The organism is Streptomyces sp. NPDC107654 (assembly GCF_055639035.1).
In genome coordinates, this window is the sequence record NZ_JBVKBI010000009.1 from 204,528 (window position 1) to 225,387 (window position 20,860).

The window sequence follows — 20,860 nt, forward strand, 5'->3', positions numbered from 1 at the left end:
CGGCCCGCGGCCGCAGGCCACTTCCTTCGGATGCGGCACGGTACGACGACCTGTCCGGCTGGTTCTTCACGGCGGCCGGCACCGTCCTGCTCGGCTGCAGCACCCTGCGCGGCCCCGTTCCCGGGCAGGGCTTCGACACCCCGGTGGGGGCCCAGGACGGACGACCGCGAGCCCTGCGGCGCCCAGCAGGGCTGGTCCCCGCCCCGGCGCGCGGACGTCCACGATCGCGCTCCCGTGGCCCTCACCGGCCCCGGTGGGTACTCAGGGGCGGCTGGCCGGCGCCCTCGTCCGCCGGCAGGGGCGCCGGCTGCTCCGACGGCCGGGGGGCGGCGGAACCGGGGGCGGGTGTACGGGCGGTGGAGGGTCCGGTCCGGGACTCGCCCGTCCGGCGGGTTCGGTGCAGGGCCAGGTGCAGGACCGGGATCAGGACGCAGGTGACCGCGGCGCTGTGCCACAGCAGGGCATCGAGCCGGCCGGCCGTGAGGTACGCGCCCGCGGCGACCGCCGCCAGTGCGCACACCCCGCGGTCCACGATGCTCTCCACGGACAGCAGCGTGGCGCGTGGCGCGTCGGCGGGGACGGCGTCGTTGACGAGCTTGCGCTGCACCGGGTACACGAACCCGGTGATCGCGGCGAACGCGCACAGCAGCGCGACCACGGCCCACGGTGCGCCGAGGGTGGTGGCGGCGAGGGTCACGGCCAGCGCCACGCTCAGCAGGGACACCCACTGCGCGGCGGACAGCCGGCGGCTCAGCCAGCGCGGACGCGCCGACGCCACGGCCTCGGCGACCGTCATGGCCGCGAGTACGCCGCCGTGCGCACCCTCCCCGATGCCGTGGTCGAGGAGCACCGGCTGGAAGAGGTTGACCTGGCATATGCGGGCGAGCGTGAACACCGCGACGCCCTGCACCATGAGCAGCGGCAGCCACGGGGAGGCGCGCAGGGCCCGCAGGGCGGCCCCCGTGTCGTGCAGGAGGGTGCCGCGCCGCCGTCCGTTCCCGCGGGGCCCTGCGCCCGGCCGGGGGGCGAGGCGCGGCAGGGCCAGCGCGCACAGCAGCGACCCGGCGGCACAGGCGGCGCTGAGGACGTACGGGGCCGGCCGGGCCAGCGTCATCAGCGGGCCGACCAACGGCCAGCACAGGACCTTGGCGGCCAGCCCGAGGGAGCGCGCGGTGCCCTCGGCGCCCAGGTAGTGCGCGTCGGCCCCTTCGGCGCGCAGCGCGTCGTAGAGGTAGGCGCTCGCCGCGCCCGACGCGAGGGAGCGCCCGGCCGCGATGGCGAGGAAGTGCACGAGGAAGCCGGTGTAGGAGGGGGCGAGGGCGGGGGCCAGGTTGGCGGCCGTCATGACGACCGCCCCGGCGCGCAGGCAGTTGCGGGCGCCGATGCGGTCGGCGACCACGCCGGTCGGTATCTCGAAGAGGCAGAACGCGGTGTAGTAGATGCTCTGGATGCCGAAGATCTGGCCGTCGGACAGTCCGGCGTCGCGCTGGTAGGCGTAGAAGACGGGCATCCACCACAGCAGGTTGAACAGCAGCTGGAAGGCGTTGTTGAGGCGGATGACGCGGCGGGCGGCCGGGGTGGGGGCCGGGCCGGCGCGGCGGGCGGCGCGGGCGGGCACGGGACGGCTCACCGGGCGTAGGGGCGGATCTGGACCAGCCGGAAGTCCCCTTCGCCGGTCATCAGCCACTCGATGTCGAGGGCGTCGTCGGGGTCGTCGGCGCTGAAGTGGGACTGCAGCAGGCGTCCGGTGAGGGCCAGCCGGGCGAGCGCCGCGCGGGTGGGGGCGGGCAGGTCCGCGCCGGCGGTGCCGACGTCGAGCGTGCGCCCGCCGCCCTCGACGGTGTTGTACAGGTACTGCTGGGGCAGCACCGAGCCGTCCACGACGTGTTCGGGCGAGCCCGGGGCGCAGTTGACGTACACGTTGCGGAAGTCCTCGCGGCGGGTGGGGTTGCAGGTGACCAGGACGCCGCCGAGGCTCGCGGGCAGGTACTCCTGGACGATCACGCCCATGTAGGTGTCGTCCAGGCTGATGCCGACCTGGTGCCGCAGGCGCACGCTGCGCGGTGACAGCAGGGACGCCCACACCTGCCGCACCGCGTCCATGAGTTGTTCCGCTCCCCGCACGGTGGTCACGGAGTCGTAGATGCCGGCGGCGGAGAAGCCGGGCAGGTCCTCGGCGTTGGAGGAGGAGCGCACCACCATGCGGCGTCCGTCCGCGAGCAGCCGCGGCACCGCGGAGGTGATGGCGCGGGTCACGTCCGGGGGTACGGGCGTGGCCCGCACGAGCTGCTGGAGGTTCAGGCACAGGGGGTCGACGATGTCGAACGCCTCCAGTTCCAGGGCCATCTTCAGTTTGCCGATGCCTTGTTGGAGGGCGGGTGAGGAGGTGAGGAACAGGTGGTGCAGGCGGAAGGGCAGCGCCACGCCTTCGGGTGCGCGGACGGTGTCCGCCACGTACCGGGCGGCGGCCGCCCGGAGGTGCTCGCGTGCGGCGTCCCGCTCGCCGAGCCGTGCCGCCAGGTGGCCGAGGAGGTCGCGGCGCGGCGGGCGGGGCCGGGCGTGGAACACCGTCAGGTCGGCGGTACGGCTGTCGAGGACGTGGTGGAGTTCTCCCAGGTTGGCCGCCTTGGTGCCGTAACTGTCACGGTCGGAGCGCCGCAGCCGGTGCAGGGCCAGGACCGGGGCTTCTTCGAGCAGCGGTGTGTCGATGCGGATGCGCTGCTGGTGCCAGGCGGGCTTGGTCAGCGGGGGCGGCGCGGCGAGCGGCTCCAGGGTGACGGCGTCCTCGCTGACCCGGTAGCGCACCCAGGTGCCGTCCAGGCCGCCCCGCCCGTCGAGGGCGTCCGGGTCGTCCAGGGTGTCGAGGTCGCGCACGATGGCGTTCGGGATGCCCCAGCCGGAGGCGAGCACGTTGGTGTGGGACAGCGGGGTGATGGGCGTGGTGTTGATGAAGCCGGCCACCCTGGGCACGTCGTCGGGCACGCGGGGCATGGCGACGATGTCCGCCCAGCCGAGGTCGGAGGCGGCCGCCTCGTACGCCGCCGTGGTGCGGAAGTGCCGCAGACGGCCCTCGGCCTGCCCGGGGTTGAGGCAGGTACGGGTCCGCTCGCCGAACAGCTTGTGGCTGAGGACGCGGGGGACGACCGTCTCGGGGATCGAGGCGAGTTCCCCTTCCTGCCCGTGGTTGGCCGGCTTGAGCAGGAGCGGGAGGCGTCCGTCCACGCGTCCGCGCACGTAGAGGTAGAACTCCTCCAGCAGGGCGCCGTGCATGGTGTCGGCCTCGGTGGTCTCCAGGACCAGGAAGGGGCACTCCGTGCCGTCCGCCGCCCGGTCGGTGTGCAGGGACAGCACGCCCAGCAGGAAGCGGCGGTCGGGATCGGTGTACACGGAGGCGTTGAACGCGTCCAGGCGGGCGTCCAGTTCGTCCACCGTCATACCGAGGATGCGGGTGGCGATGTAGTTGACGTGGAAGGGGTGGACGCGGGTGTCGAGGAGGTGCCAGGTGCAGACGTGCCGGTCGACCACGACCTTCAGGTAGGGGTGCCCGGCGAGCACACCGGACAGGGTACGGAACAGTGGCAGCGTCAGGTTGGCGCCGACGACGGTGCGGTCCCCGCCCGTCTCGGCCGGGTCGGTGCGGTCAAGGGCGGAGGTCATGCCCGCGCTCCTTCCGTGGCGTGCAGGGGCAGGAGGTCCGGCAGGGCGTCCACGAGGGCACCGAGGTCGTGGACGACGGTCTGCGGCCGGTCCGCTGACAGCAGGCACAGCGCGGCCATGGTGTTGGCGCCCGCGGCCGGGTCGTAGACGGGGACGGGGGCGCCGTCCGGCAGCGAGCTGTCCTCCACGACGCGTAGCCTGCTGTGCGGTCCGACCGGGGCGGAGCGCACGACCGCGGTGGAGTCCCACAGGTGACGTCGCCGCCACGGCGCGCCCGCGCCGTCCACGGCGAGGACGACGAGGGAGCCGGCCGCGCTCCGGGCGTCCGCGGGGGTCAGCGCCCTGGCCGGCCAGTCGGGTGTGCCGCCGAGCAGCTGGTCGGTGAACAGGCCTATCAGGTCGAGTCCGAAGACCTCCTCGATCTGCGGCACGGTCATCGCGCCGCCGAAGCGCGCCGCCGTCTCGATCACCCACATGCGGCCGCCTGCCCCGAGCTTGATCTCCGTGTGGGTGCCGCAGTCCTCCAGGCCGAGCGCGTCCACGGCCCGCCGGGCCAGCGCCACGACCGCGTCCTGTGCCTCGCCGGTGATGGCGGCCGGTGTGATGCCGGCCCGTTCGGTGAACGGCGCGACGGTCGGCATCCGGCCGCTCACGCAGATTGGGCGGAAGACGCCCTGCGCGACCACGCCCTCGACGCTGACGTAGTCTCCCCAGCCCGGTCCCTCGAACCACTCCCCCGCGCAGCCGGTGACGATCTCCTCGACGAGGAAGTCCTCGTTGGCGCCGGCGACATGGAGTTCGGCGTATCCCAGGCCCGCCGACTCCCTCATCACCTCGCGGGAACGGGCCCACGCGGCCGGGGCGTCGGCGGAGGCCGCGATGATCTGGTGCGCGGTCGAGCCGGCGCTCCAGGCCGCCTTCAGCAGCAGGGGGCACTCCAGCTCACGCGTGGCGTTTCGCAGTCGGTCCACCGTGGCGACGGGCCGGAAGCGGGGCTGGGGGATGCCCCGGCGTTCCCAGGCCGTGCGCATGAGCCGCTTGTCGCGGGCGAGGGCCGCGGCCGGGCCCGCCCCGCGCAGCCCGAGCCGGCGGGCCGCCTCGGCGACCGCGACCACCGCGTACTCCGAGAAGGTGACCACCGCGTCGGCGCCCACCTCGCGGGCCCGGGAGGTGATGGACGTGACCAGGTCGTCCGTCCCCGCGTCTCCGGCGGTGACGGACGAGGCACACCACGAGCGGGTGCGCGCCACGCTGCCGGCGGGCAGTTCGCTCAGTGCCAGCAGGTGCACCTCGGCCCTCGCGGCCACCCTGGGCAGGGCGTACCCGACCGGGGGACCACCCTTGGCATGCACGTACAGCACCTTCGCCACGGGACTTCAACTCCTCTTCTTGGGCGGCTTGCTCGGGTGTCACTTCGCGCGGACGGACGGCGGGGCAGCGCGCGGCGACGAGGCGGCGGGGTTCCGGCGCGCCGGACTCTGTCTCCGCGCCTGACGTACGGGCCGCCGTACGGCCTGTCGTCCGTGTGCGCCGTGGGGCGCTTCCCGTCCAGCGAAGCAGTCGGGTTTCCCGGCTCTCGCCGCTTTGAGCGCGGTCGTCTCAGGCACATGCCTGAGTGGACTCGCGGCCCGGGTGCCACACGGGTAGGGGGACGACCGCATGGCTGGGCATGTACGGGACACGCATGAGATGTCACACACCGTGACACCCGTACGTGATTCAAGGAGTTGGGCTGTGGACGAGGCCGATTTCAAGACACTGCTCGCCCGTCTGCCGGTGTCCTGGTGGGAGACGGACGCCGACTCGGGGCGGGTCCACAGCGGGGGCGGCGCCTTCACCGACGCACACACGGCACACCGTTTCCTGGAAGCCCTTTCGGCGCAGGCCGGGGATCCGCCGACCGCCCGGTGGTGTGACGGCGCACGGCTCGGCGAGGGTGCCCGGCCCGGCGACGGCGCACCGTCGGGAGACGGCCCCCGCCGCACCCGGTTCGAGGGCCGCACCTTCGACGTCATCTGGTCGGCCCGGGGTGGCGACGCCCGGCGTCGTGGCAGCCGGGGCATGGCGGTGGAGGTGGGCGGCGGCGCGCCGGCGGGCGCGGACGCCTACGCGTCGTTCGCCGATCTGAGTCCGGCGGCGATGTTCGTGCGCGACGCCGCCGGGTGCTACGTGTGGGCCAACCACGCCTACGCCCACCTGTACGGCACCACCCGCGACCGCATGGTCGGCCGTCACCTCGGCGAGTTCGACGCCCCGGACGACGCTGCACGGTTCCTGGCGCTCGACGACGAGGTCCTCACCGACGGCCGCTCCGTGCGCCACACGCTCACCTACCGGCGCCCGGACGGCTCGCCCGGTTACGCGGCCGGATACCGCTTCCCCGTGTCCTGGGGGGCCCTGCGCTGTGTGGCGGGCACCTATGTGGACGTCAGCGAGTACACCCACGCGCTGGACGACAGACGCCGGGCCGAGGAGGACCTGCGTGCCCTGCGGGACCACAGCGGTCTGCCCTGCGTACGGCTGTCCGCGGACGGGGTGGTGGGTGAAGCGAGCCCCGCGGCCGCCGAGTTACTGCGTCTGCGGCTGTGCGACCTGGTGGGCTCGCCGGCCGGCGCCTTCCTGGCGGAGACCCCGGAACGCGCCGCGCTGCACGCCGTCTGGAGCGAGCTGACCGGCGGGCGGCGCAGGAACGCGCAGTCCAGTGCCGTGCTCGTCGACGGGGCCCGGCGCCTGCGCCGCGTGTGGGTCCACCTCAGCGTCGTCAACCACACCCGGGGGCGGGACGCGGGCGTGTGGGCGGTCGTCACGCGGCTCGGCCTGAGCCACGAGCCGCATCCGGCGCTCACTCCGGCCCAGGTGCGGATCCTCGCCCTGCTGGCCGCGGGCTACGACAACGCCGGTGTCGCCGCGGCGCTGCGTCTGTCGCGGCAGACGGTCGACTACCACCTCGCCCGCCTCCGGCGTCTGCTGGACGCCCCCACCCGTCCTGCGCTGGTGGCGCGCGCCTACGCGCTGGGCATCCTCTCCCCGCACTCCTGGCCGCCGCGCTCCACCACGGCGGCGCATCCGCTCAGCCCCGTCTGACCGGCCGTGTTCCCCGTACCCCTCGGGTTCCGGTCGGCCGCCCATGCGTGCCAAGACGAACCGTGAGGTCGCCGCCGCTCCGCGGGTGAGCGAGCGGTCGGTGGAGCGGTGGCGCCGGGACTGTCGCGAGCACGGCGAGGCCGGGGTCCTGTCGCAGGGCTCGGGTGCGGGGCCGGGGTTCCGGGCGGGTGTCGACGGGGGGGCATTGCCTGCCTCAAGGCGGGCCGGCGATCCCGGTACATCCATGCGATCCGCGAGCATCGGGGCCGTAAGGACGAGCCGAAGGGCTTCGGCCGGCGGGACTTCCGCGATCTGGCCGTCCGCGCCCGTACCCGGCTCGGGGGCCCGATCCTGCTGGTCCGGGACGACGTCCGCCCTCCACCTGGCCGCCCGTACAGCGGAGTTCACGCGCGAGGTTGATGACACCCCGCTAACGCAGCCTTGGCAAGTGGAGTTCCCCGGCACGATCCGCAAGGATCCCGACAGCGATGAAAGGGTCATCACCGCGTTCGTTCAGTCCTTCGACATCTGCTTCGTGCAGAGCCCCGGAACCGCGCGTTCCTTCGGTCGCGAGGTCGTGGGCGTCACCGTGAACAAAGTGCGGAGTAGAAGCGCGGATCTCACCGTCACGCTGTTCATCCGGGACGACGATGGCAATGACCCCTTCCAGGGAAACGTCACCGTCGTGGCCATGGCGGACCTGGAGCCCGTCTCTGCGCATTCCGCCTCCAACTAGTCGCGGTCGTTCGTGAGGGCCCGTCAGCGAGCTGGACGGGCCCTCACGAACGACCGTAACCAGTCGGGTCACCCGGGGTCGAGAACGGGTGATGACGTGGTCTTTGGTCAGCACCGAACCAGCACGGGAGTCAGGGCACGGCACCCCCAGACCATGCCCGCGCAGAGCAACTCGAACAGCGCTCTTCGCAGCCTCAATGCGGCCGCCTCCGAGGCCCCCGCAGCGCTTTCATGGTGTACGCGCGCACTCCGATGCCCAAAACTATGGTGTCCCACCACATACGCCCCTGACCTGCACGTTCCTACGGTGTGGCGACACGCAAACGTCCCCGTCGAACGTCAGGAAGTGCTGCCGATGTCCTCCCCTGCGACCGCTCCACCAGCCCCGTCCAGCCTCCCCCGCATCGTCGCCGCCAGCCTCATCGGCACCACCATCGAGTGGTACGACTTCTTCCTCTACGGCTCGGCCGCCGCGCTGGTGTTCAACAGGTTGTTCTTCCCCGACTCGGACCCGCTCGTCGGCACGTTGCTGTCGTTCCTGACGTACGCCGTCGGGTTCGCGGCCCGGCCGCTGGGGGCGCTCGTGTTCGGGCACTACGGTGACCGGCTGGGGCGGAAGAAGCTGCTGGTGCTGAGCCTGGTGCTGATGGGCGGGGCCACGTTCGCCATCGGGCTGCTGCCCACGCACGCCACCGTCGGGGCCGCCGCGCCGGTGCTGCTCACCGTGCTGCGGCTGGTGCAGGGCTTCGCGCTCGGCGGGGAGTGGGGCGGCGCCGTCCTGCTCGTGTCGGAGCACGGGGACGCGCGGCGGCGCGGCTTCTGGGCCTCCTGGCCGCAGACCGGCGCGCCCGCCGGGCAGTTGCTCGCGACGGGTGTGCTGTCGCTGCTCACCGCCGTACTGTCGGACGACGCCTTCGGCACCTGGGGCTGGCGGGTTCCGTTCCTGCTCTCCGGGGTGCTCGTGCTCGTCGGGCTGTGGATCCGCCTGTCCGTCGACGAGTCGCCCGTCTTCAAGGAGGCGCTGGAGCGGGCTGAGGCGCGTCGGTCGGACGCGGAGGAGAAGCTGCCGCTCGTCTCCGTGCTGCGGTACCACTGGCGGGACGTGCTGGTGGCGATGGGCGCCCGGATGGCGGAGAACATCAGCTACTACGTCATCACCGCCTTCATCCTCGTGTACGCCACCACCTCGGCCGGCGTCTCCAAGCAGACCGCGCTCAACGCCGTCCTCATCGGCTCCGCCGTGCACTTCGCCGTCATCCCGGCCTGGGGCGCGCTGTCCGACCGGGTCGGGCGTCGGCCCGTGTACCTGCTGGGTGCGGCCGGGGTCGGGCTGTGGATGTTCCCGTTCTTCGCGCTGGTGGACTCCGGCTCGTTCGGGTCCCTGATTCTGGCCGTCACCGTCGGGCTCGTGCTGCACGGCGCCATGTACGCGCCCCAGGCCGCGTTCTTCGCCGAGATGTTCGCGACCCGGATGCGGTACTCGGGCGCGTCCATCGGCGCCCAGTTCGCCTCCGTGGCGGCCGGTGCGCCCGCTCCGCTCATCGCCACCGCGCTGCTCTCGGACTACGACAGCTCCACCCCGATCGCGCTGTACGTGATCGCCGCCGCCGTGCTGACCCTGGTCGCGGTGGCCGTCTCGCGCGAGACCCGGCACCGGGACCTCGCGCAGGTCGACGGGGAGGACGCGGAGGCCTCCGGGGCGGCGGCGCCGGCCGCCGAGGCCCGGACGGTCTGACCTACGCCGTCACCCACGCCGCGCTGACCAGCCTCGGGGGGCTGGTCAGCGCCGTCCCGGCGTGGCCAACCGGTGCAGCCGCAGAGCGAGTTGGATCTCCAAGGCCCGCTCGGGCGTCTGCCAGTCCGCGCCGAGCAGGCGGCCGACGCGCTCCAGCCGCTGCGCCACCGTGTTCACGTGGACGTGCAGCGCGTCCTTGGTGCGCGCCGGGCTCATCCCGCCCTCGAAGTACGCGTCCAGCGTGCGCACCAGTTCCGTGCCGCGCCGCTCGTCGTACGTCACCACCGGGCCGATGGTGCGCTCGACGAAGCCCGCGATGTCCCGTTCGCCCGCGAGGAGCAGGCCGAGGAAGCCGAAGTCCTCGGCCGCCGCGCCGTCCCCCGCCCGGCCCAGCAGGCGCAGCGCGTCCAGGCAGCGGCGGCCCTCGGCGTACGCGGCGGCCACCGCCTCGGGGTGCACGGCGAGGTCCGTGACGGGTGCCGAGGCGCCGACCGTGACCGGCTGGTGGACGGCCGTGCCCAGATGGCGGGCGGTGCGGCGGGCCACGTCGGTGGCGGTGTCGCGGGCTGCGAGCGGCAGCAGCAGGACGGTGCCGCCGTCGCGCGCGGCGGCCAGACCGTGCCGGGTGGCCGCGAGGTGGGACGCGGCGGACCACAGCCGGCGGCGGGCCGCTGCCTCCTCCTCGGCGTCGGCCGCCGGACCGTCGAGGCGGGCGGCGAGGACGACATGGGTGGCGTCCAGGTCCGCCTGGAGGCGGCCGGCGCGTTCGCGCAGCAGACGGGGGTCGCGGTCGCGGGCGTCGAGCAGGTCGTCCAGCAGCTCGCCCCGGACGCGCTGTTCGGCCTCGGCGGCGGAACGGCGGGCGAGCAGCAGCAGGGAGGTGACCATCGCCGCGCGCTCCAGGGTGCGCTGGTCGACCGGGTCGAGGCCGGGATGGCCGCGCAGGACCAGCGCGCCGAGGAGTTCCCCGCCGGCGGCCACCGCGGCGATCCAGTCGCTGCCGTGCCGTACGGCGTGTCCCTCGACGCGGGACGCCTCCAGCGCCTCGGCCGGTGCCGCGGCGGCCTCGGCGAATCCGACGGTTCCGTCGAGGACCTGGGAGACGGCGGCGGCCACGTCGTGCACACCGCCGCCGCGCAGCACGAGTTCGGCGAGCCGGTCGTGGACCTCGGACGCGCGCTCGATGGCGGCGCTGCGGTCCCGGATGATCCCGTTGGCGCGCTCCAGGCCGGCCAGGGCGGCCCTGGTCTCGGTGAGCAGGTTGGCGGTGTCGATGGCCGCGGCGGCGAGCGCGGCGAAGGAGCCGAGCAGGGCGATCTGCTCGCGTTCGAAGACCCGCGCGCGCCGGTCCGCCGCGAAGAGGACGCCGATCACGTGCGGGCCGAGCATCAGGGGGACGCCGAGGATGGCGACCAGGCCCTCGTCGTGGACACCGGCGTCGATGGCGCGGGTGTGCTGGAAGCGGCCGTCCTGGAAGTAGTCGTCGGTGACGTACGGCCGCGCGGTCTGGGCGACGAGGCCGCCGAGCCCCTCCCCCATGCCGAGGCGCAGCTGCTGGAAGCGCGCGGAGACGGAACCCTCGGTGACCCGCATGTAGGTGTCGCCGCGCGCCGGGTCGTTGAGGCTGAGGTAGGCGACGTCGGTGCCGAGCAGGGAGCGGGCGCGCTGCACGATCGCCTGCAGGACGGCGTCGAGATCGCGGAGTCCGGCGAGGTCGTGCGCGGTCTCGAAGAGCGCCGACAGCTCCGCCTCGCGCCGTCTGCGCCCCTCCAGCTCCGCGCGTACGCGCAGGGCGCGCAGTCTGGCCTCTTCCAGCGCGGCGATCCGGCCGGCGGGCTCGCCCGCGGCCCGGGCGAGCAGGACGGGCTGCTCGTAGGCCTCCACGGAGGCGTCGCGGGCCAGCAGGTCGAGGTACGGGGCCTCGGCGCTGCCGCTGGGTGCCGACTGCAGGTGATCGCGGGACATGGTCACAGGATTCCGTATGGGCCACCCGGCCCGGCAGGCCTGTGGACAACCTCCGGAGGCGGAGCGGGGAGGACAGCCGGGGCGGGGAGGAAAGCCGGGGCGGCGGGCGGAGCCTGGGCCGGGAGGGCAGTTGCAGTGGGCACCGGGAGCGGGGCGGGCAGGGCGGCCGGGGTGAGGGCCGGCGCCGCGGCGGGGCGAGCAGCCGAAGTGCGCGCCGGGAGCGGAGCGACGAGCGGGGCCACAAGCGGAGCACCGGCGGGAGGGACCACCGGAGTCGGCGCCGGAGCCGCGGCGGGGAGAATCACCGGAGTGGGCACCGGAAGCGGGGCGGGGAGGGCGGCCGGCGTCGCCGGGCCGGTCAGTGGGCCGTCCACCCGCCGTCCAGGACGAGGGAGGTGCCGGTGACGAAGGACGCCTGCGGGCTGCACAGGTAGGCCACGGCCTCGGCGACCTCCTCCGGTTCGATGAGCCGCCGCAGGGCGCTGTCCTTCAGCAGGACCTCGGAGAGCACACGTTCCTCCGGGATGCCGTGTGCCTGTGCCTGGTCGGTGATCTGCTTCTCGACCAGTGGGGTGCGCACATAGGCCGGGTTCACACAGTTTGAGGTCACCCCATGGGCGGCGCCTTCGAGTGCTGCCGTCTTGGACAGGCCTTCGAGACCGTGTTTGGCGGCCACATAGGCGGACTTGAAGGCGGAGGCGCGCAGACCATGGACGGAGGACACGTTCACGATCCGGCCCCAGCCTTGCGCGTACATGTGCGGGAGGGCGCCGCGGATGAGGCGGAACGGAGCCTCCAGCATCACGGTGAGCACCGTGTGGAACACCTCGGGCGGGAACTCCTCGATGGGCCGCACGAGTTGCAGCCCGGCGTTGTTGACCAGCACATCGGTGCCGGCGGCGGCGCGTTCGGCGGCGTCCAGGTCGGTGAGGTCCACGACCAGCGGTACGACGGTGCCCGCGAGGCCGCCGGCCCGCTCCGCCTGCTGGGCCAGCTCGGCCAGGCCGGCCGCGTCCCGGTCGACGGCGCGCACCTCGGCCCCGGCGGCGGCCAGCCGCAGCGCGCAGGCGCGGCCGATGCCGCTGGCGGCACCGGTGACGAGCGCGGTACGGCCGCCGAGGTCGAGGGCGAGAGCCTGGGATCGGGGTTCGGGACCGGGCAGGGGGGTGGGCGAGGTCATGTGCCGACCCTAAGCCGCGCCCAAGGGTCACCACATGTGGTGACCGCCCATACTTCAGCCAGCGGTCATAGGGTCAAACCATGTGGGTGCCTCCGACATGGCTTGCTTGATCCGAAAGACGGCGAACTCGTGCAGTTCGGGCAGCGCGTCCACCGCGAACCAGCCGACGTCCAGCGACTCGTCGTCGTTGACCCGGGCCTCCCCGCCCACGGCACGGCAGCGGATGGTGATGTCCATGTACTGGCAGGTGTCGCCGTTGGGATAGGTCACCGGCTCCACTGCCTGGACCAGGACGACGCGCTCGGCGACGCAGTGCACCGCCGTCTCCTCGAAGACCTCCCGCACGGCGCAGGCCGCGGGCTGCTCGCCCGGCTCGGGGATGCCGCCGATCACCGCCCACTTGCGCGTGTCGGTCCGTCTGCCGAGCAGCACCCTGCCCTCGTCGTCGAAGACGATCGCGGTGACCCCGGGGAGCCACAGCAGCTGACGGCCGGCGGAGGCCCTGAGCGTGCGGATGAAGTCGGGAGTAGCCATGCGCCGACCCTAACGGGCCGGCGCACCGCGCCCCGCGGGGTTCGGGGGTCGTACAGCGGTCGTACGGCTACGCGTCACCGGCGCGCCGGGAGCGCAGTCCGGAGCCGACCGCCCAGCCGATCCCGCCCGCGGCGGCCAGCACCAGGGCGATCTCGGGGAGGATGCCCAGTGCGGTGGCGGGGGTGGTGGACGTCCGCAGCGGCACCTTCTGGACGAGGTAGGCGGGCACGAACATGCCGGTCTTCCGGGTGATCCGCCCGTCCGGCATGATGACCGCGCTGACGCCGCTGGTCACCGGCACGGTGACGGTGCGGCTGTGCTCGACGGCACGGATGCGGGACATGGCGAGCTGCTGGTAGGTCATCTCGCTGCGGTCGAAGGTGGCGTTGTTGCTCGGCACGGAGATCATCTCCGCCCCGTGCGTCACGGTGTCCCGCACGGCCCAGTCGAAGGCCGCCTCGTAGCAGGTGGCCAGGCCGACCTTGGCGCCGTCGATGTCGAACACGCCCGGCCTGGTGCCCCGGCTGAAGTCCTGGTGGGCCATCTCGGTCCACTGCTTGTTGATCGCCCCGACCAGCGAGCGCAGCGGGAGGAACTCGCCGAAGGGCTGGATCTGCCGCTTGTCGTAGGTCTGCGTCGGCCCCTTGACCGGGTCCCACAGGATCTGCTCGTTGAGCAGCCTGCCGTCCTTCTCCACGACTGCGCCCACGGAGACGGGCACACCGATGTCCTTGGCCGCCTCCGCGATGACCGCGGCGGCGTCCGGGTACGCGAAGGGGTCGATGTCGGAGGAGTTCTCCGGCCACAGGACGTAGTCCGGCTTGGCCACCTTGCCCGCCCTGACGTCGGCCGCGAGCTTGTGCGTCTCGCGCGCGTGGTAGTCGAGCACGGCCCGCCGCTGGGCGTTGAACTCCAGCCCGGAACGCGGCACGTTGCCCTGGACGACCGCCACGGTGGCGGTGCCGTCCTCCGCCTCGTCGCTCACCAGCGCGCGGGCCGCGACCGCGCCGATCACCGGTACGGCGAGGCTCAGCAGCGCGACGGCCGCGGCGGACCGCCGCAGGGTCCCGCTCCGGCGCCGCTCCGCGAGCAGCCGTCCGGCCTCGTACAGGCCGAACCCGCACAGGACGACCGCGAAGCCGAGCACCGGGGTGCCGCCGACCGCGGCGAGCGGCAGGAAGACGCCGTCCGCCTGGCCGAACGCGATCTTGCCCCAGGGGAAGCCGTCGAAGGGCAGGCGCGCGCGGACCGCTTCGCCCGCCACCCACACGGCGGCCGCCCACACCGGCCAGGCGGGCAGCCTGGAGACGGCGGCGACACCCACGCCGACCAGCGCGACGAAGAGCGCCTCGATGGCGACCAGGGCCAGCCAGGGGCCGGGACCGACCTCCACGCCGGTCCACACCAGCAGCGGCAGCAGGAAGCCCAGCCCGAAGAGGTAACCGAGGCCGAGGGCCGCCTTCCAGCTCCGGTCGCGCAGCACCCAGGCGAAGCCGGCGAAGGCGGGCAGGGCCAGCCACCACAGGGCGCGCGGCGGGAAGCTGACGTAGAGCAGCACTCCCCAGAGCGCGGAGGCGGCGGCCGGGACCAGGCGCAGCAGCCGGCCGGCGCGCGCCCCGGGGGCGGGGCTCGGCTGGAGCCGGTCCGGCTGGTCCACGGAAGTAGCGGTGACGGTCACCCGGGTGAGTGTACGGCGGCCGGCGTCACCCCCGACAGCACGGCCCGGCACCGGAACCTCGGCGGTTGTCGCTGGTGGGCGCCCTTTCCCCGGCACCGTCGGCCGGATGTCCGGCCGACGGTGACCGCCCCGGACGGGGACGGTGACCCCGGGTGGAAAGGCCGCCGGTATGTGCCGGAATCTCGGTGTTCCTCCGCGCCTCGTCCCCAAACCGCCCCGGAGCCGTTACGGTGTGCCCAGCCTCGGCGGCGCGGCCGGACCCGGCACGCGGCCGTGGGCTGCCACAGGTCGGGGGACCGGGGTGCGAGGGGCGACGGGTGGGGTCGACGGGGACGGGATCCGCGACCGGTGCGTACGGTGCGGACACCTACATCACGCGAAGAAACGTTTCCGACGGGACGGGCATGATCCTCTTGGGGGCCTGCGCCGGGTGGTCGCTGATCACCGCGGCGGCTCACGGCGGACGGCCCGAGGGCGTCTTGCTCGCCGTGCTCGCCGTGGCCGGCGGGTATGCCGCGGGCCGGGTCTCCGGCGCGCTGCTGCCGGTGGCGGCACCCTGCGCCGGCGCGGCCGCGGGCCTCGCCCTGGCCGTGGCGCCGCCCGGCTTCTCCCCCGGCCCCTGGTACGCCGCCCCGCCCGGGCACGCCGGTGCCACGGCCGCGCTGCTGGCGCTGGCCACCGGGGCCGCGTGCTGTGCCGCCTGGGCCACGGCCGTACCGGCCCTCCGGCTCGGGCTGCGCGCGCTGGCCTGCGCCGTCGTGGCGGCCGGGGCCGCGCTGGGGTCGGTGGCCGGGTGCGCGGCCGGCCTCGTCGTCCTGCTGTGCTCACTCGTCGCGGGCGCGGCGCGCGGCCGGGCCGTGTGGCTGGCGGCTCCGGTCGCGGCGGCGGCTCTGCTGACGGCGACGGTCTGGGCGACCGCCGCCGGGGTCCTGCCCGACGGTCTCACCGGGGCGCTCGAAGGCCGGTTCCCCGCGCCCCGGCTACGGCTGTGGCGGGACGCCCTCGCGCTGGCGGGCCGGAACAGCGGCCTGGGGGTGGGCCCCGGGCGCTTCGGCGAGCTGAGCGCCACGTCCCCGCCCCTGCCGGCCGAGGGCAGACCCCACTCCGCCCCGCTCCAGCAGGCGGCCGAACAGGGCCTGGTCGGAGTGCTCCTGCTGGTCGCGGTGTTCTGCTGGGTCCTGTACGCCCTGTGGCGCACCCCCCGCTCCACACCGATCGCCCTCACCGCTGGCACCACCCTGACCGTGCTGGCCGCCCTCGCCGCCGTGAGCAACGCCCTGAGCTTCACGTCCGTGACCGCGGGCGCGGCCCTCCTGGCCGGCTGGGCCACGGCCCGGCCGTGGGCGGGCGTCGCGGGGGGACCGTGAGCAGCGGGCGCGGGGAACGGTGGGGTGTGTGAACAGCGGGCGTCGCCACGTCAGCGCGAGCGGGCGGGCTCGCCGCGGAACCGTGAAGCGCGGATGTGCCCGTTCAGGCGGCCGTGCCGGGGCGGATCGTGCGCAGACGGTCCCTGATGGCCCGCACCGCCGCCTCGGCGTTGTCCACGGTGATGGTGAACGTGTGGCCGTCCCACAGACGCAGCACGATGCCCTCGCCACGGCGTACGACGACCGCGGTGCCCTTCTCGGGGCGCCAGCGGTAGCCCCAGCCGCCCCAGTGGCGGGGGGTGACGAGGGCGGTGAAGTCGGCGCCGGCCACGTGGGAGAGCGGGATGCGGCGGCGTGGCAGCCCCATGTGTCCGCAGCGCACCTCGACGCACTCCTTGTCGAGCTTGAGGTCGACGTGCACGAAGGCGAGCGTGCCGAAGAGGACCAGCAGACCGGCCGCGATGCAGCCCACGACGGACATCACCAGCGGGGCGATGCCGGAGCTCCAGGCCGAGTCGACGGCCAGCTGGACGCCGAGCGCCATGCAGGCGGCGCCGGCCAGCGCCAGCAGCCACTGGACCCGGTTGGTGGCGCGTCCCGTCCAGACGTCCGGGTGCGGATTGTCGTCGGCCTCGGGGTGGTGCCTCATGTTTACGAGGTTACTCAGGTTTCGCTGCGCGGGTAGTCGCTCGCACAGGGTGACTCCTCCGGGCGGCCCAGACACCGGTCCGGCCGCGCCGGACGGCCACCGCGCGGCCGGTGCCGGCCGGTGCCGGCCGCGGCCGGTGTCAGCTGCGGTCGGCGAGCGGGCCGGTGGCCGGGAGCAGCCGCCCCTCGGCGTAGTGCAGCGCGGGCGCGGGCAGCGGTCCCGGCCGGCCGCTCAGCAGGACCGTGAGCGTGCCCTCGGCGGCGGCGTCGGGCGCGGGCAGCTCGCCGAGCCGGCGCAGGGCCTGGGCGGCCACCGCTCCGGCGGATCCGTGCAGCACCAGCGGGGCGGCGCCGGGACGCTGGAGGGCGGTGCGGATACGTTCCGCCACCAGCTCGTAGTGGGTGCAGCCCAGGACGACGGTCGTGACATCGTCGGGTGTCAGTTCGGCCGCCGCGGCGACGGCCGCGTCGATGGCCGCCTCGTCCGCGTGCTCGACGGCCTCGGCGAGCCCCCAGCACGGCACCTCGGCCACCCGCACACCACCGGCGAACTCCTCGATCAGGCCGCGCTGGTAGGCGCTGCCCGTCGTGGCGGGGGTGGCCCAGATGGCGACGGGTCCGCCGCCGGCCGCGGCCGGCTTGATCGCCGGGACCGTGCCGATGACCGGGATACCGGGCTCCAGGCGGGCGCGGAGCGCGGTCAGGGAGTTCACGGTGGCGGTGTTGCAGCCGATGATCAGCGCGTCGGGCCGGTGGGCCGCGGCGGCCTCGGCGACGTCCAGCGCACGCCGGGTGACGTCCTCGGGGGTACGCGGACCCCAGGGCATGCCGTCCGGGTCCAGGGAGAGCACGAGGTCCGCGTCGGGCCGCAGGCGCCGTACCGCGGCGGTGGCCGCCAGCAGGCCGATTCCGGAGTCCATGAGCGCGATCTTCACCCGGCCACGATAGACGATGCGGCCTCGTGGCCCGGCCGGGTGGGGCAGACTGCGGCCGTGGACGCCTTCCTGTGGATCACCGTCGTATCACTGGTCTCCTGGTGCTGGCTGCTGCTCGGCCAGGGCTTCTTCTGGCGTACGGACGTCCGGCTGCCCGGACGCCGGGAGCCGGAGGAGTGGCCGTCGGTCTGTGTGGTCGTACCGGCCCGTGACGAGGCGGCCGTGCTGCCCGAGAGCCTGCCGTCGCTGCTGACGCAGGACTATCCGGGGCGCGCGGAGGTCTTCCTGGTGGACGACGGGAGCACGGACGGCACCGGGGAGCTGGCCCGGGAGCTGTCCCGGCGGCTCGGCGGGCTGCCGCTCACGGTGGGCTCGCCGGGTGAGCCGCCGGCGGGCTGGACCGGCAAGCTGTGGGCGGTGCGGTACGGCATCGGCCTGGCACGCGCGCGTGACCCCGAGTACCTGCTGCTGACCGACGCGGACATCGCGCACGCGCCGGACAGCCTGCGGGAGCTGGTGGCGGCGGCCCGCACCGGGGGCTTCGACGTGGTGTCGCAGATGGCGCGGCTGCGGGTGGCGAGCCCGTGGGAGCGGCTCGTGGTCCCGGCGTTCGTGTACTTCTTCGCGCAGCTGTATCCCTTCCGGTGGATCGGCCGGCCGGGCTCGCGCACGGCCGCGGCGGCGGGCGGCTGTGTGCTGCTGCGCGCGGAGACGGCCGAGAAGGCGCGCGTTCCGGAGGCGATCCGGCACGCCGTCATCGACGACGTGGCGCTCGCGCGCGCGGTGAAGGGCTCGGGGGGCCGGGTCTGGCTGGGGCTGGCCGACCGGGTCGACAGCGTCCGCCCCTATCCGCGGCTGGCCGACCTGTGGCGGATGGTCTCGCGCAGCGCCTACGCCCAGCTGCGGCACAACCCGCTGCTGCTGCTCGGTACGGTCGCCGGGCTGGCGCTGGTGTACCTGGTGCCGCCGGCCGCGGTGGCCGTGGGCGTGGCCGGCGGCGGGGCGGCGACCGCGCTCGTCGGTGCGGCGGCGTGGGCGGTGATGGCGGGAACGTACCTGCCGATGCTGCGCTACTACCGGCAGCCGCTGTGGCTCGCCCCGCTCCTGCCGTTCACCGCGTTCCTGTACCTGCTGATGACGGTCGACTCCGCCGTGCAGCACTACCGGGGGCGCGGGGCCGCGTGGAAGGGCCGCACCTACGCCCGCCCGGACGCCGTGCCCGACGAGGGCTGAGCGCGGTTCACTTGCGGCCGGGCGTCCAGTTCATGCCCCAGCCGTAGGCGCGGTCCATGGTCCGCTGCGGGCTCGATCCGCGCTCGGGCACCAGGTACCGCGCCTCGCGCTGGACGAGGAGGTCGCCGCCGGTGTTGGTGATCAGCGCGAGCGCGCACACCGGGGAGGCGACGGTGCACTCGTCCAGCGAGAACTCGATGGGGGCGCCGTACTGCGGCTGGAGGGTGACGGTGGCGTGCAGGTCCTCGAAGGAGCGGGCGCCCTCGTAGATGGTGACGAAGACGAGGATGCGCCGGAAGTCCCGGGCGTGGTCGAGGTTGATGGTGAGGTTCTCGCCGGTCGCCACGGCTCCGGAGCGGTCGTCGCCGTCGAGGTGGATGTACGGCGGCCGGTGCAGCGAGCCGAAGGCGTTGCCGAGGGCCTGTACGACTCCCTTGCGGCCGTCGGTGAGTTCGTACAGCGCGCACAGGTCGAGGTCGACGTTGTCGCCGCCGCCGCTCCATCGGCCCCAGCCCGTGGACGGCCTGCGCATCTGCCAGTTGAGGTTCACCCGCATCGCGCCGGAGGTACCGCCCTGCTTGGCCAGCGAGACGGACGGGGCCGCCTTGGTGAGGGTGACCTTGGACAGGCGCACCGGCTGGGCTGCGGGGGCGGGCGGGGCCGCGGGCTGCGGGGGCGGGACGGCGGCCGAGGGGGACGGCGCGGGCGGGGCGGCGGCCGACGGAGGCGGCGGGGTCGCGGCGGGCCGGGATGGTGGGGTGGCCCGGGCCGGGGCGGTGGGCGGGGCGGCGTGCTGCGGTTCGTCCACGGTGATGCCGAAGTCCGTCGCCAGGCCCTCGAGTCCGCTGCTGTAGCCCTGGCCGACGGCACGGAACTTCCAGCCGCCCTCACGGCGGTACAGCTCGCCGAGCACGAAGGCCGTCTCCACGGTCGCGCCGGGGTTGTCGAAACGGGCGACGACCTGCCCCGAGGCCGCGTCGGTCAGCTCGATGTAGAGGCCGGGGACCCGGCCGAACGTTCCGCCGTCGGCGGAGGCGGCCAGGACGATCCGCTCGACGGCGCCCTCCACGCGCGCGAGGTCGGCCAGCAGGGTGTCGGTGACGCGTTCACCGGCCGACCGCTTGCCCTCGTGACGGACCGCGCCGGAGGCGTGCGCGGGCTGGTTGTAGAAGACGAAGTCCCCGTCCGAGCGGACCTTTCCGGCGGCCAGCAGCAGTGCCGAGGCGTCGGCGTCCGGCACTCCGGGGCCGGAGCGCCAGCCGAGTTCCACCCGCAGTGCCGTCGTCGGCACCGGTGTGTTCGATCCCTTCGACATTGACATGTCCGCCCCCTCGCGTGTCGGTTTCCGGGTTCCGGTCTCCGGGTTCCGCCTCCCGGTCCGAGTCGTCCCGGCCCGTGCGATCCCTACCCGCACAACCTATTCCCGGGGACGGCGCACGCCCATGAACGGCACAGGAAGATCGCCGGTCAACCGCCGGTAACCCGAGAGGAACTCGGCTTTTACACGATCCAAACATTGATCGGCGTCCCTTTTTGCCAAGTTCGCTCGGATTGAGGATCCCAGGCACCCGCCGACACGGAAAACAACCCTCTTATCGGTCTCCCCAACCAGCACATCGTGGGCTTAACTTATGTGCCATGACCTCCCCCCGCTCCACCTATGGCGGCGGCTACTACTCCGCCTCCTTCCCGGACACCCCGATCTACGACTCGCTCGTGGCCGAGCGGGGTACCCCGCAGATCGCCCCGATCCGGGTCCCCGCCGCCTACGACACGGGCAGCAGCCTGCCCGCCCTGCCGTCGGCCCTCCCCGCCCTCCCGGCGGCCCCCGCCCAGCAGGCCGCCCCCGTCTACGGCTACCCGCAGACGCCGCAGCCCGCACCGCTGCAGCACGCGCCCACGGCGTACATCCCGCAGCAGGCGAGCGCCCCGCGCGGCTATCCCGGTCCGCAGGCGCCGCAGCCCCAGCGGCCGATGCAGGGGGGCAACGGGTACGAGGCCATGCGCCCGGCCGCGCCCCGCCCCGCCCCGGCTCCCTACCAGGACCCGTACAACAACCAGCAGTACCGCGGCTACTGACGGCCGACCCGTGCTGTCGGTGCCACCTGG

General features: G+C 74.1%; 16 protein-coding genes and 1 pseudogene. 7 read left to right on the top strand and 10 right to left on the bottom strand.

Features of this window, described 5'->3' with window-relative positions; all coding sequences use genetic code 11:
- Positions 1-241: 241 nt before the first annotated feature.
- Genes ACZ7N4_RS18390 through ACZ7N4_RS18400 form a run of 3 tightly spaced genes read right to left on the bottom strand, consistent with a single transcriptional unit; the run spans position 242 to position 5,027 of the window.
- Positions 242-1,630 carry an MFS transporter gene (locus tag ACZ7N4_RS18390; RefSeq protein WP_471359345.1) on the bottom strand — a complete coding sequence of 463 codons (1,389 nt, stop codon included), beginning with the start codon at positions 1,628-1,630 and terminating at the stop codon, positions 242-244.
- Entirely contained in the window at positions 1,627-3,657 is a 2,031-nt protein-coding gene (locus ACZ7N4_RS18395) for a PEP/pyruvate-binding domain-containing protein (RefSeq protein WP_471359346.1), read from the bottom strand. Before ACZ7N4_RS18395 ends, ACZ7N4_RS18390 begins: the two co-directional genes overlap by 4 nt.
- Entirely contained in the window at positions 3,654-5,027 is a 1,374-nt protein-coding gene (locus ACZ7N4_RS18400; RefSeq protein WP_471359347.1) for an ATP-grasp domain-containing protein, read from the bottom strand. The genes ACZ7N4_RS18395 and ACZ7N4_RS18400 overlap by 4 nt, the downstream gene beginning before the upstream one ends.
- A gap of 364 nt (positions 5,028-5,391) precedes the next feature.
- Between ACZ7N4_RS18400 and ACZ7N4_RS18405 the strand changes: the two genes are divergently transcribed.
- From ACZ7N4_RS18405 to ACZ7N4_RS18420, 4 genes and pseudogenes are all read left to right on the top strand, one after another.
- Positions 5,392-6,741, top strand: a complete 1,350-nt coding sequence (locus ACZ7N4_RS18405; protein WP_471359348.1) for a PAS domain-containing protein — start codon at positions 5,392-5,394, stop codon at positions 6,739-6,741.
- Positions 6,742-6,899: 158 nt separating this feature from the next.
- Positions 6,900-7,116: pseudogene (locus tag ACZ7N4_RS18410) on the top strand (IS630 family transposase); the annotation flags it as partial.
- Positions 7,117-7,189: 73 nt separating this feature from the next.
- Entirely contained in the window at positions 7,190-7,477 is a 288-nt protein-coding gene (locus tag ACZ7N4_RS18415) for a hypothetical protein (RefSeq protein WP_471359349.1), read from the top strand.
- Positions 7,478-7,831: 354 nt separating this feature from the next.
- Entirely contained in the window at positions 7,832-9,211 is a 1,380-nt protein-coding gene (locus ACZ7N4_RS18420; RefSeq protein WP_471359350.1) for an MFS transporter, read from the top strand.
- 45 nt (positions 9,212-9,256) lie between these two features.
- Here the strand turns inward: ACZ7N4_RS18420 and ACZ7N4_RS18425 are convergent, their stop codons facing one another.
- The 4 genes from ACZ7N4_RS18425 to lnt all read right to left on the bottom strand — a co-directional run bounded on the left by ACZ7N4_RS18425 (position 9,257) and on the right by lnt (position 14,568).
- The gene (locus ACZ7N4_RS18425; RefSeq protein ID WP_471359351.1) at positions 9,257-11,176 is read right to left on the bottom strand and encodes a helix-turn-helix domain-containing protein; all 1,920 of its coding nucleotides are present in this window, start codon (positions 11,174-11,176) and stop codon (positions 9,257-9,259) included.
- Between the two features lie 358 nt (positions 11,177-11,534).
- Positions 11,535-12,356 (bottom strand): 3-hydroxybutyrate dehydrogenase, encoded by an 822-nt coding sequence (locus tag ACZ7N4_RS18430; protein WP_471359352.1) that lies wholly within the window; start codon positions 12,354-12,356, stop codon positions 11,535-11,537.
- A 54-nt stretch (positions 12,357-12,410) separates the two neighbouring features.
- A complete protein-coding gene (locus tag ACZ7N4_RS18435; protein ID WP_471359353.1) occupies positions 12,411-12,890 on the bottom strand; it encodes an NUDIX hydrolase in 480 nt (159 codons plus the stop codon).
- A gap of 67 nt (positions 12,891-12,957) precedes the next feature.
- Positions 12,958-14,568 (bottom strand): apolipoprotein N-acyltransferase, encoded by a 1,611-nt coding sequence (gene lnt / locus ACZ7N4_RS18440; protein WP_471359354.1) that lies wholly within the window; start codon positions 14,566-14,568, stop codon positions 12,958-12,960.
- Positions 14,569-14,972: 404 nt separating this feature from the next.
- Between lnt and ACZ7N4_RS18445 the strand changes: the two genes are divergently transcribed.
- Complete coding sequence (locus ACZ7N4_RS18445; RefSeq protein WP_471359355.1) at positions 14,973-15,935, top strand: O-antigen ligase family protein; 963 nt, start codon at positions 14,973-14,975, stop codon at positions 15,933-15,935.
- A 103-nt stretch (positions 15,936-16,038) separates the two neighbouring features.
- On the opposite strand, the gene ACZ7N4_RS18450 is transcribed toward ACZ7N4_RS18445, so the two are convergent.
- Together ACZ7N4_RS18450 and ACZ7N4_RS18455 are read right to left on the bottom strand one after the other, a co-directional pair.
- A complete protein-coding gene (locus ACZ7N4_RS18450; protein WP_471359356.1) occupies positions 16,039-16,584 on the bottom strand; it encodes a hypothetical protein in 546 nt (181 codons plus the stop codon).
- A gap of 139 nt (positions 16,585-16,723) precedes the next feature.
- Positions 16,724-17,518, bottom strand: coding sequence for a glutamate racemase (locus tag ACZ7N4_RS18455; RefSeq protein WP_471359357.1), 795 nt, complete (start codon positions 17,516-17,518; stop codon positions 16,724-16,726).
- Positions 17,519-17,557: 39 nt separating this feature from the next.
- On the opposite strand from ACZ7N4_RS18455, the gene ACZ7N4_RS18460 reads away from it, so the two are divergent.
- Positions 17,558-18,751 carry a glycosyltransferase gene (locus ACZ7N4_RS18460; protein WP_471359358.1) on the top strand — a complete coding sequence of 398 codons (1,194 nt, stop codon included), beginning with the start codon at positions 17,558-17,560 and terminating at the stop codon, positions 18,749-18,751.
- A 7-nt stretch (positions 18,752-18,758) separates the two neighbouring features.
- Here the strand turns inward: ACZ7N4_RS18460 and ACZ7N4_RS18465 are convergent, their stop codons facing one another.
- A complete protein-coding gene (locus ACZ7N4_RS18465) occupies positions 18,759-20,066 on the bottom strand; it encodes a TerD family protein (protein ID WP_471359499.1) in 1,308 nt (435 codons plus the stop codon).
- A gap of 323 nt (positions 20,067-20,389) precedes the next feature.
- On the opposite strand from ACZ7N4_RS18465, the gene ACZ7N4_RS18470 reads away from it, so the two are divergent.
- Entirely contained in the window at positions 20,390-20,830 is a 441-nt protein-coding gene (locus ACZ7N4_RS18470) for a DUF6643 family protein (RefSeq protein ID WP_471359359.1), read from the top strand.
- Positions 20,831-20,860: the final 30 nt, after the last annotated feature.

What these genes read in the sequence shown, in the direction of transcription:
- ACZ7N4_RS18450 (WP_471359356.1), bottom strand. Translation starts at nt 16,584, where the DNA reads ATGAGGCACCACCCCGAGGCCGACGACAATCCGCACCCGGACGTCTGG.
- ACZ7N4_RS18430 (WP_471359352.1), bottom strand. Translation starts at nt 12,356, where the DNA reads ATGACCTCGCCCACCCCCCTGCCCGGTCCCGAACCCCGATCCCAGGCT.
- ACZ7N4_RS18445 (WP_471359355.1), top strand. Translation starts at nt 14,973, where the DNA reads ATGATCCTCTTGGGGGCCTGCGCCGGGTGGTCGCTGATCACCGCGGCG.
- ACZ7N4_RS18425 (WP_471359351.1), bottom strand. Translation starts at nt 11,176, where the DNA reads ATGTCCCGCGATCACCTGCAGTCGGCACCCAGCGGCAGCGCCGAGGCC.
- ACZ7N4_RS18420 (WP_471359350.1), top strand. Translation starts at nt 7,832, where the DNA reads ATGTCCTCCCCTGCGACCGCTCCACCAGCCCCGTCCAGCCTCCCCCGC.
- ACZ7N4_RS18395 (WP_471359346.1), bottom strand. Translation starts at nt 3,657, where the DNA reads ATGACCTCCGCCCTTGACCGCACCGACCCGGCCGAGACGGGCGGGGAC.
- ACZ7N4_RS18435 (WP_471359353.1), bottom strand. Translation starts at nt 12,890, where the DNA reads ATGGCTACTCCCGACTTCATCCGCACGCTCAGGGCCTCCGCCGGCCGT.
- ACZ7N4_RS18470 (WP_471359359.1), top strand. Translation starts at nt 20,390, where the DNA reads ATGACCTCCCCCCGCTCCACCTATGGCGGCGGCTACTACTCCGCCTCC.
- ACZ7N4_RS18465 (WP_471359499.1), bottom strand. Translation starts at nt 20,066, where the DNA reads ATGTCGAAGGGATCGAACACACCGGTGCCGACGACGGCACTGCGGGTG.